This is a genomic window from Acinetobacter uliginosus (assembly GCF_044130295.1).
Classification (GTDB): domain Bacteria; phylum Pseudomonadota; class Gammaproteobacteria; order Pseudomonadales; family Moraxellaceae; genus Acinetobacter.
In genome coordinates this window covers 35,611-49,391 of sequence record NZ_JBIQOC010000033.1, presented here as the reverse complement: position 1 = coordinate 49,391, position 13,781 = coordinate 35,611, and the positions used below count along the sequence as shown (strand labels likewise).

Annotated in this window: 11 protein-coding genes; 8 read left to right on the top strand and 3 right to left on the bottom strand. The window is 39.2% G+C overall.

Annotated elements, in window-relative coordinates; genetic code table 11:
* Window positions 1-318: integrase core domain-containing protein (locus ACE01T_RS08215; protein WP_395519096.1), on the top strand; the 318-nt coding region annotated here is incomplete at its 5' end.
* A gap of 581 nt (window positions 319-899) precedes the next feature.
* Here the strand turns inward: ACE01T_RS08215 and ACE01T_RS08210 are convergent.
* The gene (locus ACE01T_RS08210) at window positions 900-1,232 is read right to left on the bottom strand and encodes a hypothetical protein (protein WP_086195998.1); all 333 of its coding nucleotides are present in this window, start codon (window positions 1,230-1,232) and stop codon (window positions 900-902) included.
* A gap of 338 nt (window positions 1,233-1,570) precedes the next feature.
* On the opposite strand from ACE01T_RS08210, the gene apbC reads away from it, so the two are divergent.
* On the top strand, window positions 1,571-2,848 hold the full coding sequence (gene apbC, locus ACE01T_RS08205) for an iron-sulfur cluster carrier protein ApbC (protein WP_086195997.1): 1,278 nt from the start codon (window positions 1,571-1,573) through the stop codon (window positions 2,846-2,848).
* Window positions 2,849-3,031: 183 nt separating this feature from the next.
* On the opposite strand, the gene ACE01T_RS08200 is transcribed toward apbC, so the two are convergent.
* The gene (locus ACE01T_RS08200; protein WP_373423504.1) at window positions 3,032-3,580 is read right to left on the bottom strand and encodes a DUF2062 domain-containing protein; all 549 of its coding nucleotides are present in this window, start codon (window positions 3,578-3,580) and stop codon (window positions 3,032-3,034) included.
* Between the two features lie 270 nt (window positions 3,581-3,850).
* Here ACE01T_RS08200 and ACE01T_RS08195 point away from each other — a divergent pair, with 270 nt between their 5' ends.
* From ACE01T_RS08195 to ACE01T_RS08170, 6 genes are all read left to right on the top strand, one after another.
* Window positions 3,851-4,444 (top strand): LysE family translocator, encoded by a 594-nt coding sequence (locus ACE01T_RS08195; RefSeq protein ID WP_395519095.1) that lies wholly within the window; start codon window positions 3,851-3,853, stop codon window positions 4,442-4,444.
* Between the two features lie 141 nt (window positions 4,445-4,585).
* Window positions 4,586-5,155: a dCTP deaminase gene (gene dcd, locus ACE01T_RS08190; RefSeq protein WP_086174816.1), complete on the top strand. Its 570-nt coding sequence runs from the start codon at window positions 4,586-4,588 to the stop codon at window positions 5,153-5,155.
* A 246-nt stretch (window positions 5,156-5,401) separates the two neighbouring features.
* Window positions 5,402-7,507: a hypothetical protein gene (locus tag ACE01T_RS08185; RefSeq protein ID WP_395519094.1), complete on the top strand. Its 2,106-nt coding sequence runs from the start codon at window positions 5,402-5,404 to the stop codon at window positions 7,505-7,507.
* A 35-nt stretch (window positions 7,508-7,542) separates the two neighbouring features.
* Window positions 7,543-8,238, top strand: a complete 696-nt coding sequence (locus ACE01T_RS08180) for a hypothetical protein (RefSeq protein ID WP_395519098.1) — start codon at window positions 7,543-7,545, stop codon at window positions 8,236-8,238.
* A 28-nt stretch (window positions 8,239-8,266) separates the two neighbouring features.
* Window positions 8,267-10,591: a DUF6160 family protein gene (locus ACE01T_RS08175; RefSeq protein ID WP_395519093.1), complete on the top strand. Its 2,325-nt coding sequence runs from the start codon at window positions 8,267-8,269 to the stop codon at window positions 10,589-10,591.
* Window positions 10,592-10,630: 39 nt separating this feature from the next.
* Window positions 10,631-11,923: a DUF6160 family protein gene (locus tag ACE01T_RS08170; RefSeq protein WP_395519092.1), complete on the top strand. Its 1,293-nt coding sequence runs from the start codon at window positions 10,631-10,633 to the stop codon at window positions 11,921-11,923.
* Window positions 11,924-11,974: 51 nt separating this feature from the next.
* Here ACE01T_RS08170 and ACE01T_RS08165 read toward each other — a convergent pair whose 3' ends face one another.
* Window positions 11,975-13,690 (bottom strand): proline--tRNA ligase, encoded by a 1,716-nt coding sequence (locus ACE01T_RS08165; RefSeq protein WP_395519091.1) that lies wholly within the window; start codon window positions 13,688-13,690, stop codon window positions 11,975-11,977.
* Between the last annotated feature and the right edge of the window lie 91 nt (window positions 13,691-13,781).

The window sequence follows — 13,781 nt, the reverse complement described above, 5'->3', positions numbered from 1 at the left end:
CCTGAAATATTGAATACAGACCAAGGCAGTCAGTTCACCAGTGATGCATTTATTGATGTATTGAAATCAAATGGCATTCAAATCAGTATGGATGGTAAAGGTCGATGGGTAGATAATGTGATGGTTGAACGATTATGGCGGAGCGTTAAATATGAAGAGGTGTATCTCAAAGCTTATAGCAGTGTCACAGATGCGAAAAAGCAATTGAGTGCATATTTTGAGTTTTATAATCTGAAACGACCTCATTCGAGTCTAGACAAAATGACACCAAATGAGTTTTACTATGATCAGCTACCCCAACAAAACAAGGTGGCTTAACTAGAGCGGAATATCACTTATAAATACGCTTTTAGTTGTTCAAACAAGTGGAACCACCTCTGAACCGATGCCAGTAATACCGACGCATATGCCCAAAAACCCACCAAAGGTAACCATTGGATCAAGACCGGCCCACACGTCATGATTGTCGGTGCCGAATCTGGTTTTTATAACATGTATCCCCAAAATGCCCAGCCAGATACTGCCGTACCTTATGTCATGTGGCCCGGAACGCCTTATCAGCACTTGATGATTCCGGTTAAATAAAGGTCATCGTGCGCTGTCGTGGTCATGATTCTTTAAACGCAGATTATCTTTGGAGATAAACACTTTATCTTGTATTGCAGCGGTTTGCTGAGTATGCCGCTGCAATTTAAATCCCGTTCAGGACTGCAACATGCCGCTGCGATTAGATGTGATGAACTTAACACCTATACCTGTAGTCAATTGGAAGAGCTAAAGAATATAGCCACCAAGACCTGTACAAATTAAAAAATGATGCGACTTGGATTTGCTTGTTTTTAAAGTTATTTTACCGCTAAGGACTATCCAGTGTCGCCATTTCTATGAATGATTTTGCATCATTCTTTTGTAATTTGATCTTTATTAATATCCTGATCGGTATTCAGCCATTCAATTTTTTTCACCCGATCGTTCACGATGGTAATGGTGTAAAGCATATTTTCAACTGTATAGGTATAGTCCATGGCTAGATAATGGTTTTTTCCTTCTTTGATTTCATGTGTGCTCATGGAGTTGGGGGATAAAGACATACGGTTTTGCATGTCGGAATAAGAATCTCCCAAACTGATGGACTGACCAGAAGGCGTGTGGATGGATGATGTCTCATTCGCTGCGTGATTAAATGACACTACTGACAAAAAAATCACTGGAATTATATATTTAAGTAACATGTTATCCCCAAAATAAAATGACAATCAAAACAATTTATCAATATAAAGAACAAAATAGCAGCATGTCTGTAGCAGAATTATTAACAGAAATAAGGCTGGATGCTGGATAAATTAATCTGACCTGAAGCTGTTTTACCGCCCTATATGCTTACTAGGTAAACGACTTAAACAAGGGTTTTGAAGACATAAATAAAAATACAATATGAAATAGTCCAAGCTATCGATTTATTTGGATTTATTCATACATTCATCAAGCTATAGAGAACTATGCTTAACCTTCGAGGCATTTAAAGCTAAACTATACTATTCAGCTGTATGTCCGTACTTGGAGTAAACTTATGTCGTGGCTTTCTTCGCTTAAATCTGTGTTTTCACCCGCGCAAGAGGTGAAGGAGGAAGAAATCCAGAATGTGTTACAGGGCTATATCTTGCCCAATTCCAAGCATGCCCTGAAAGACCGGATTACTCAGGTCAATGTAGAAGGTCAGGTATTACAAATCACTCTTCATACTTATCCTGAAGAAGCTGATCATTTACAACAAATTCATGATGATTTGGCCGATGCACTGGAAAAATGCGGCATCCGGGAACTGAATATGCATGTTATTCAACAAAAGCATAAACAGGATGAAAGCTGTTCTAATCCTGAGCATGGCAAACAGGGGCATAGCTGTGCAAGTGATGCACAGGCTTCAACGGCAGCTTCAGCGCAAAAACTTCCCCCTGTGGTAGATGCTGCCGGACAAACTGCTCCAGCTGAAAGCAAAGCTGCAGAAGATCCGAATAACCCACCAATCCAGAAACCGGCACCGCAGCAAAGAGATGTGCCCAAGCATCCACGCATTCAAAATGTGATCCTGGTTTCATCAGGTAAAGGGGGAGTGGGCAAATCGACCACCACCGTCAATCTTGCATTGGCTTTACAGAAACTTGGCTTAAAAGTCGGTGTTCTGGATGCAGATATCTATGGGCCGAGTATTCCAACCATGCTGGGCAATGCCGGACGTACGCCCATGATTGAAGCAGAAAACTTTGTTCCGCTGGATGCCTACGGTATGGCAGTACTCTCGATTGGACATCTAACCGGAGATAACAATACCCCGGTTGCCTGGCGTGGTCCCAAAGCGACTGGCGCTTTAATGCAATTATTTAATCAGACTTTGTGGCCAGACCTGGATGTATTGATGATTGATATGCCACCAGGGACAGGGGATATTCAATTAACTTTGGCGCAGCGTATTCCGGTGACCGGGGCAGTGATTGTCACCACCCCGCAAAATGTTGCCTTACTGGATGCAACCAAAGGCATTGAACTGTTTAATAAGGTCCAGATTCCGGTAATTGGTGTAGTGGAAAATATGTCGACCCATATCTGCTCTAATTGTGGTTATGAGGAACAGATTTTTGGTACAGGTGGAGGTGACAAATTGGCTGAACAATACCATATTCCTTTACTCGGGCGTTTACCGCTCAATGTGCAAATCCGTGAAAATGCCGATGCTGGTAAACCTTCTGTACTCGTGGGGGATGATGCAGCTGAAAGTTATATGGCGATTGCGCAAAAAATTGCCGATCAATTGCCGAAAGTAGAAAAACCACACAATAGAATTTTTTAAATTTACTGTCTGATTAAAGCAATATTTTCGAAAAGCCCAATGTTGTTTGGGCTTTAATTCCTTTAATTTTCTCTTGATGGGAGGAAATAAATCGGGGGATCAACAATTAGACAGAAGTTTATTTTATTGTTAAAGCGAATATGAATAGGCTAAATAGTGAAATATAGTTAAAAGATGCAATGATTATTGAAAATATCGGCGCCGTTTATGGTGCTGAATAATATTCCATCGCCACAATAATCGGGTAATCACGAAGAATATAATTGCAAAGATGAAAGCCTCTAGTACCAACCCGAATAATAAAATTTTCGCCAGACTCAAGTCGATGTGTCCATGCCCAAAGTGGGTGATAGCGTGGCTGATCTGATGCAACACCCCCAGCATCATATCCTGATCAATCATATTGACCTGGAAAATTTTGCTGCCTAACCAGAACCCCAGATACAGAATTGGAACCAGGGTAAAAGGATTGGTCAGCCAGGCAAGACATAAGCTCACAGGTAAATTGACTTCAAATAGCAATACCGTCAATACAATCAAAATACTGTGAAATGGTAAAGGTAGCATGCCCCAAAACGTGCCAATAAAAACAGCTTTTGAAATGGACTTTCTGTTCACATACCAAAGTAAAGGATTTAAGGTACGCTCACCAAAAATTTTCATTACTTTCATCCCTGCAACTTTTTGCGGTGAGGGAAGCCAGGACTGAAAGAACTGTTTTGCCATAAAAATAGGCCGCTTAAATGATGATGTATTGTGCCTGAATCGATCCCTCAGAGACAGATCAAGCCAGATAAATATAAATGATCAACCTTAAAATAGTATTTGTTGAAATTTTTTTTAACAAATGACTCAGGAGTTAAACTACAAAAATAACTTTAATTTATTGAAATTTAATAAATTAATAAAACAGATTGGGCAATTTTAAAAGATGTGAAATTTCTGATTTGCCAAGTACAATAAACTGATTTACTCTTCGTGCACTCTATAGAGAGATCGCATATGATTTCATGGTTATTCATTGGTTTAGTCATTACCATTCTATTGACGCCTGGTCCAACAAATACCTTGCTTGCATCTTCCGGCATTCAGGTCGGTGTACGTAAATCATTACGATTGATTCCTGCTGAAGCGATTGGTTATTTAATTGCAATTACGCTTTGGGGCATGATTATTGGTAGCGTTTCAACTCAATTTAAAATACTTCCTACAATCTTACAGCTCATCAGTGCAGTTTATATTATTTTCCTCGCCATTAAACTTTGGAAAACTGCTGATATTGAAGCAAGTTTTAATTTGCCGACCATCCGTGCCCGCGAATTGTTCTGTGCAACTTTACTCAATCCTAAAGCCTTACTGTTTGCTTCAGCTATCTTTCCAGGCACAGCCTGGCTAACGCTGAATAATTATTTAGTTCATATTGTCATGTTTCTGCTACTGATTGTGCCTATTGCTTTGTTTTGGACATTTATAGGTTCAATTTTGGCTTCTAATAAAGTACGCTGGTTAAATCAATCCAATTTACAAAAGACTGCTTCTATCATCTTAATCAGTTTTTCAATTCCATTAAGTTATTCTGCTATTTTGAGTCTTTAAACTTTTAAGTCTTGAAATTACGGCGATGAAAATATACATTTTGTAAAAAAACACCTCATCGCCTGATCATTATTTTCATTGTAGCCAATTTCAGTTAAAGTACAGCGCAATAATCGAATTAACTATTTTTGGATTGAAATAATGGCAATTAAGTCTGATCGTTGGATTCGCGAAATGAGCGAAAAACACGGCATGATTGAACCGTATGCGGAAAACCAGGTACGTTATGATGAAACTGGTGAAAAACTCATTTCTTATGGTGTTTCAAGCTATGGTTATGATGTTCGTTGTGCACGCGAATTTAAAGTATTTACCAATGTTCATTCAGCAATTGTCGATCCAAAAAACTTTGATGATAAAAGCTTTATCGACATTGAATCCGATGTCTGTATTATTCCGCCCAATTCATTTGCTTTGGCCCGTACCGTAGAGTATTTCCGTATTCCGCGTAATGTTTTGACTGTATGTTTGGGTAAATCGACTTATGCACGCTGCGGTATTATTGTGAATGTCACTCCACTTGAACCAGAGTGGGAAGGACATGTGACACTGGAATTTTCAAATACTACCAACTTGCCAGCGCGTATTTATGCAGGTGAAGGCGTTGCGCAAATGTTGTTCTTTGAATCTGATGAAGTATGTGAAACTTCATATAAAGACCGGGGTGGTAAGTATCAAGGACAAACCGGTGTGACTTTGCCAAAAGCATAAATATTACAAATAATTGAATAAGCGGATCATTTTGGTCCGCTTATTTTTTGCTTGCTTCATTCATCGGAAACTGTGTTCATTTGCCTAGTTTTTTTTGCAATTGCAATAATATTCAGCATAATAAAAAGTTGAACAGACTTGGTCAGAACATTGTCGTCATGACAAATAAATAAAAATTCGACATACCAAGCATAGGACGAATTAAAAAATAATGATGCGGAGCATCTGATAAAAAGGAAGGTCGTGATGACTCAGAGTTGGAATAATACAAGATTTAAAAAATCTTGTTTGGCGAGCATGCTCGCAGCTTTACTTAGCCCATCAGTTTATGCGCTTGAATCCTTGTCAGATGATCATCTTTCTGAAACTACAGGTGAAGGCGTTGCTTTAGCCCTTGAAAATTTTAAGATGGTCTTTCAAGGTCCAAACGAAATTTCACAAGCTTCAAGTTATGGCAAAGGAATTGCCGATCCGGGACAGTATGATACGGGCTTTATCCGAATTATTCCGACCGGTGAAAATTATGAGCTGCTTGGTCAGCGTGCTTATACTAAAATTTATAATAAAGCTTATACGGATGCTTACTTAAGCGGGAAGGCTGCTAATTATAATGGTGTTTACGAAAATACTTATCAATCTGCTTATAATACTTATAGAACAAATAATTATACGACTGTTAACACAACTGTAAAGAATAACTATACAGCAGAATATCGGGGGAATGTGGTACAAAGTTATGTCGACTCTCCTTTGATGAAGCAATATTATCAACAACGTTATGATGATTATTATGATGGGAATTTGTGGCCATTAAGTGTAAAAGATGATGGTACAACTGAACCGGGGTCTGCCGAATCGACATTATGGTTAAAAGACAAATCCCAACAATATGCTACAAAAAATACATTAGAAATGATTGAATTGCTTTATGGCAATCGTTCAACTGAAAGTATACCTACAACTACCTATTCACAGAGTGTAACCAGGCAAAATACGATCGACACCACTGTTGCGAATCAACTGGAAGCTAAAACCCAAGCAGTACTTAATCAACAAGCCGCTGAATATGCGAAAAGCGTAGCCACTACAGCAAGTAATACTGCACTTGCTGAGGTTGAAGCTGAAGCCATTCGATTGGCAAAATTGGCAGCAGCTCAAGCTACAGTAGGAAGTTTAAGAACCAAAGCAGACGTTTTTATTTATGGTCTGGCTCTTTCTAAAAGTGATGGGTCCTTAAGTACCCGATACAGTAATCAAGGTTTTAATTGGGGAACAGCAGCAAATCCATGGCTGATTCGTGCAGGTAATGTGGATACGATTCAGTTTGCAAAAGGCAATAAGGCCAATGTTGGTTATATCGCATTGGAGGCACCTTTAAAGCTAAAAGGAACAGATACCAGTGATACTTTTAAATTAGGCTTCTGGAGCGATATTTTTTCACGCCAATTAAATTCAAGTAATATGGTGGATCCGTTAACTGGAGCACCCACTTCTGGACTAGATAAAGATTATCGTTTAAGAACCCAGTTTATTGCCAATGGCTTGAATTTAAATGGGTCACAAGTTCGATTATTCCAAACATTACCAGCAACGAGCAATGCCAATTACAATCAAACTTTAGGCATGGCTGCAATTTTACGTTTAAATACTCATGATGATCCATCCACGCTAAAAGCAACGGATGCCGACCTGGATGCTCGTGGAATTAGAATGAGTACTGCTGCAAAAAAAGGCCCGGACAGCACTCCTGATCTATATGATGGTACCGCCGTCACTCCAGCGATTGACCGCTCATTAGCCCCTATATTTAATAATGTGGAAGGGATGTATTTATATAGTCCCAATATTAACTTGGTATTGGGGAATATGTATCAGCCTTTTATTTTAGGTTCTGAAGGTAACAATATTATTTTAGAAATTACCCGTATTCCAAATGTGCCAGAAATATATTCACAAATTTATACTTATTATAGTGACACAGACTCAACAACTGTATTGAAAGATAAAAATAATCAGAATATTGCGATGATCGATAAAGATGGAGTGACCTACACGAAACTTTCTGATTATTTAAAAGGTTCAACCTGCAATGTTTATAGTTGCGGTACTGAAATTGCCACGACGGCAAATAATATTACTACGACTTATCAAGGCCGAAATGCAACCCATAGTAGTATCAGTATTGGTACAGTAGAACGGTCAGCTACAGGTAATTTGTTAAACGCGAACAAAACTGCAGATGCAACCGGGGTTGTCTTTAAAAATATTAATGGCCAGGCGACAAATTTAGGCTCAGTTGCAATTGATGGTGTACTCATTCAGCACCTAAAAATAAAAACAACAGGTTTATAGGAGAATAGGCTATGTATTCACGTATTAAAACTTCTATCCTGAACCTGGTTTGTTCAATTTCTATGTTGGCTTTTACCCCTATTGCAAATGCACAGTTAGTAGGTATGGCTAATGATGAGATGACTGATATATCCGGACAAGGTGGTGCAGATTTAAGTTGGACTCTATCGTTAAATCATCGCTATGCTAAAGATTTATCTCTAAAAAATATTTCAGTTTTTGATGCAACAGGTAAGGCAACAGAGGCATTTTATACTTATAGTTGTACTGATAATGTATTTTGCCGTTTAGCGATCGCACCGAATAATCATAAAGATGCTGCGGGTAATAAAAAATGGTTGGTTTTTAAAGGCATTCAAGGCACCTTACAAATTGATCAGTTTTCATTAGATGGTGCGACCATTATTAACCGTGACGGTAATCCTCAGACTGCATTACAAATTTCTTTTTTTGATGATAAGCCACTGAAAATTAGGAATTTAGGTTTTAATACTTTGGCGGTCGAAACAGGTGATGCAGGTGTTGAAGGGTATGCCAATAATATGATTTATAGCACCTATACAGAAAAAAAATCTGATGGAACAACAGTTGCAGGCTTAGATGTACCGACGTTTGATAAAAATACAGAAAAAGGCTTTATGGGCTTAAATACGCATGGCAATTTGCATATGTCAGGTAATTTAAAAATATTCAGTTTTAACTGTACAGGTGCAGGAACTGCGCGCTGTTAATTGAATAAAGCCAGATAGGGATATAAAAATGAAAAAAATAACAAAGTTAAAAATACTTACGGCAAGCATTTTGATTGCACAACAAAGCCATGCATTTGAGCAACTTTCCGATGATTATCTTGGCTCAGTAACCGGGCAAGATGGTATCAGCATTACACATGAGATCTCCAAGGCAACTATAAATGCTGTCAATTGGGTTGATTCTTCTTCAAAAAGCAATGCCAACGATTCATTGCTACGTCCTGATACTATGAAAATGGGGCTGAAAGATGTGACCCTGTCAGGTGTCAATAATCAATCGATTATTTCTACGCTTGACTTTGATGTGGGGGCAACTGATCGAGGGGCGGGGATTCGCATAGAAGCCAATATTTATCCATTTGAATTAGCTGTTAACAACCTCATGTTACTGTGTACTGATGCAACTAAATGTCAGACTTCTGAACAAAGTTTGGGTTCTCTCGATATCAAAACCAGTTCACCACTTCGTTTACTTCTTCAAACGCAAGCAGGATTATTTAATCGAGATGAAACGGCACACCTTAATTTTCAATTGCAAAATGCCAGTATCAGTCATGGTTTAAACGGGCAAAAGCTCACTTTGAAAGATTTTAACTTCAATTTTTCTGGTGATGGCTATATGTATCTGAACTCTTATCAAGAAAGAACATCAAGCAGTTACATGGATGAAGGGATTGTCCTGACCACAAAGAGTCGTAATGGTGCGACAGATCATGTTGTAATGTTTGGACGAGTGGATGACAGCGATCCTGTCGCCAGTGCAAATTCACTGCCTGGTCGTGATACGGTACATTCATCAAGAACCAAGGCAACCAACCCAGGGATAAATATTGACCTGCGTTATGGCAGTGATCCGAATCAGCAACGAAATTTAATTCGTATGGGAGCATCGGGTGCGGTAACCAATGCCACAATTTTCTTAAATGCCAATCAAAGTGGGATTACAGATTTTGGCCGTACTTCAACAGCGACGTTAACAGGTTATGATGCGGTAGGGCTAGGCGGGCTGCATTTTGGTATTTCTGCCGATTTTACCCGTGAAGGGAATGCACTTTTAGGTACGAATCAGCCCCCAACAACCCTTGAGATTGGTCATACTGGTAATGGAAGTTATGCCATTGAATTTTCCAATTTATCACCATTAACTGTTCGTAATTCGAGTTCTAACACAGATTTAAATACCAAAAATGCCTATATTGATTTTGGTGACATTTATATTAATGCGATACAAGCAAAAAGTTTAGATTTTTTAATTAACGATAAAATTAAAAAGACTTTAGGGGTGAGCAATTTAGTTCAGACGCAGCAATTATCATTGCTTGAAAAAGCTAATGACTTTGCATTAATCGCTATACGTGGTATGGATTTTCAATCGATTGCACGTAAAGCACGGTTTATTGCGGATAACTCTTTAGCTGAAATTACTAATGATACCAGTAGCTGGGGAATTGGTATCCCTGTTTATAATCTGAATGCGAATGTTGCGCTTGCAGGCACAGAATATACATCAAAAGTGGATGGTGGGACTAAAAAAGGAATCGCCTACAATGTGATGGCAACTACCGATGGTTATGGAATTGACACAAAAACGGGGGCAGCGAGTACCACATCATTAATTTTAATCGATGGAAAGAAAGGGCTGCACAATGAAGAAGTAAATTACTATGCCGGTTTACGTAATATTGATGCATTTGTCAAAGCCAAAGGCGTGATTGGTTACGAAGAGCAAGGAATCTACATTAGCGCCGATGATTTGTTTGTCGCTGCAAGTGCAGAAATGGCGATTGGTCAATTACCTGGTTCGCTCTATAACTGTACCAGTGGTTCTGTTAAATGTGGCAGTGTCGTTCCTGTTGATAATTTCGCCCGCAAAGATGATGTGCTGACTTCCATTGCTTTTAAACTGGATGGTAAAGGTGATTTGTTTATTATTCCCGGTATGAATGATAATGCAGAAAATAACTTTTTATCTTTCCGTGCTAATTTTGAATTTAATGCATTATCAGACACAGATAAATTGAACCCCAATATTTTGGGAAGCTACTTTAGTTTGATTAACGAAGATGTTGATGCGAATAACACGGTTGTGAAAACTTCAAGTATTAATTTGAATAAATTGCAAGGTGTTCTAGCGCTTGAATCACAAGTCAGGATGCAAAAAGATACTGTGGTATTTGATAATAAAGTGGATATTAATCCGGCCAAATCTTTGAATCAGGTATTCAGGACCGAATTATCGATGTCTACCATGCCGAATCAAATGCAGAAAATGGCAGATATTGCAATTACAGGGGGAAGTATTAGAAGTAATTTAGGTATTACTCCACGTTAACCTGTTTGAGAATAAATAAAAGAATAGGGATAGAATTTTATGAAAAAATTATTATTGGCAAGTTTGATTACTTCATCTATTGCAATACCAAGTTTAAGTCATGCAATGGTTGCTATGGATGATGATTCATTATCTGATGTAAGTGGTCAAGCATTATTGTCTATGGAATATAACGTGGGTTATAACGTTATTGATGCTAAAGGACAAAATGTAGACCAGACGAATCTGGGATTTTATAAATTGGGCCTGGAAGCTGAAATGGAAATCAACGCCAATATTAAAAAGCTACAATTAGGTTGTGGTGGGGTGAATGGTATTGGCAAATGTGATATTGATATTGATAATATTTCTTTAAGTGGCTTGCAAGGCGCAAACTATACCTCTGATGATCGTGCGGCAAGCTCAGCCCTTATTACCAATCCATTTGTTGAGTTTGCTATTAAAAATCCAAAATCTGCTTCTACTCGTGAGGTTCTTGGCTTTCGTTTAAGTGCTGAAAAAATTGCTGGCTTAATGACAATAGGAACAGAAAACAGTAGTACGCCTAATGGTATTAACTCCTTTAGTGGTTATATGAAAACCAAGGCCTCTTCTGGGGTGGCAATTACAGATCCTCGAATTATGGATTATGCAGCAACGGGTCAATATATCGAAGGTGCTGTAACGGGAACATTGGTTGGTATTCCTTTAGAATTGCATTACAAGTCAAATGATTATTCATTTAACTTATCTTCAACAACTGCACCTTTTACCATTCCATCTACGATTGTATCTGGAACACGTATGACAGAGGCCGTCCTAAAAGGAACAGGAACAGTAAATCAAATAGATTTTTCTGGACCTTTAGCTGCACAGATTTCAGCATTAGGTTTAAATCTTACTTTGAACAAACAAATCGATGGTTATTTAACTGGTTTAAAGACTGATATTACAGTAAATCAAAATTTAGGTTTGATTCATTCTTTGTATTTAAATAACGCAAGTTCATTATCACTACAGACACAGCAAATATTGTGGCCAGGTGCATCGGTTGCTGCCAATCGAGGGTGGTGGTTAGCAATTGAAGATGAAGTGGATTTAGGGAGTATTAGTCCAACAACCAATGTAAAAATTACCGACGAAGTGCTTAAACAAACGATTGCAGGAATTAATCACGACTTAACCTCTAAGCCGCGTGCATGTGGCGATTTACTGTTTGGATGTGTTGCAGGTACCGGATTATCTGTGGGTGAAATTAAAAATCCAACACTTATTGATTTTCCATTACAGAACTTAACCTTGCAAGGACAGAACTTTAAGTCTAACTGCTTTGGTGGGCTGAAATTCTGCTAATGAGGAAATAAAAAATCCCGCACTTAGCGGGATTTTTTATTTTAAGAACAACTACTTTGCAATTTTAGCGAGCAATTCTTCTTTTGAAATATTGACAGATTCAGCATCACGGCGACCTTTATATTCAAAAGTCCCTGCATCCAAACCTTTCTCACCAATTACAATACGGTGTGGAATCCCGGTAATTTCAAGGTCAGAGAATTTTACCCCTGGACGCTCGTCACGGTCATCCAAAATCACGTCATAATCCGCAGCTTGCAGTTCTGCATAAAGTGCTTCAGCAGCTTCCAAAGTACGTGGTGATTTATGTGCATTCATTGGAACAATCGCAACTTCAAACGGTGCAATTGCAGAAGGCCAGATAATCCCTTTGTCATCGAAGTTCTGTTCAATGGCAGAGGCTACCACACGCGTTACACCAATACCGTAGCAACCCATGGTTACAACTGTCGGTTTGCCGTCTTTACCAAGCACTTTGCAGCCTAAAGCTTCAGAGTATTTTTGGCCCAGCTGGAAGATGTGACCGACTTCAATACCACGCTTAATTTGCAGTGTTCCTTTACCATCTGGAGATGGATCACCTTCCACCACATTGCGCAAGTCATACACTTCAGTGAATGTCGCATCACGTTCCCAGTTGACACCTGTTGCATGTTTGTCGGCTTCATTAGCACCGGCAACAAAATCAGAAAGCACAGATGCCGCGCGGTCAACAATCACGGTAATGCCTTTTTCAACCAGACCTTGTGGACCAATGAAACCAGTGGTTAAGCCAAGCTCAGCAATTTGAGCTTCAGTTGCGAATGTTAAAGGTGCAGCAATTAACGGATGCTTTTCAGCCTTAATTTCATTCAGTTCATGGTCGCCACGTAAGAATAAAGCAATTACTGGAGTAGCTTTACCTTCTTCAGCAATACCTTGAACGAGTAGTGCTTTTACAGACTGCGCAGCATCGGTACCTAAGAAGGCAGATACATCGGCAATGGTTTTTTGAGCTGGTGTATCGACCAGTTTTAATTCCTGAGTTGCGGCTGCACGCTCACCGACAAGAATTGCTTCAGCCATTTCAACGTTGGCAGCATAATCAGATTCGGTAGAGAAGGCGATATCATCTTCGCCACTTGATGCTAAAACGTGGAATTCATGTGAACCTGAACCGCCAATCGAGCCAGTATCGGCCTGTACTGGACGGAAGTCTAAGCCCAAGCGGCTAAAGATGCGGCAGTACGTGTCATACATCACGTCATAGGTTTCTTGTAGTGAAGCTTGATCGATATGGAAAGAATAAGCATCTTTCATGATAAATTCACGTGAACGCATCACACCAAAACGTGGACGAACTTCATCACGGAATTTGGTTTGCACCTGATAGAAATTGATTGGCAGCTGTTTGTAGCTTTTCAATTCGTTACGCGCAAGATCAGTGATCACTTCTTCATGTGTTGGACCAAGCACAAAATCATTATTATGACGGTCTTTGAAACGTAACAGTTCTGGACCATATTGCACAAAGCGGCCGGATTCTTCCCAAAGGCTTGAAGGCTGGGTTACTGGCATGAATACTTCCAGCGCTCCGGCACGGTTCATTTCTTCACGGACAATCGCTTCAACTTTATTTAGCACGCGTACGCCCATCGGCAACCAAGTGTATAAACCCGAAGCCAATTTACGAATCATCCCCGCACGTAACATGAGCTGATGTGAAATTACTTCAGCATCATTTGGGGTTTCTCTTAACGTAGCAAATAAAAAGCGACTCGCGCGCATGGAAACTGTCCTAATAATTAAGCGTTAAAGCATAAGATTATACGATAAAAAATGAGGTGAACATTTCAGAATGTCACCTCATGTCAAGTGG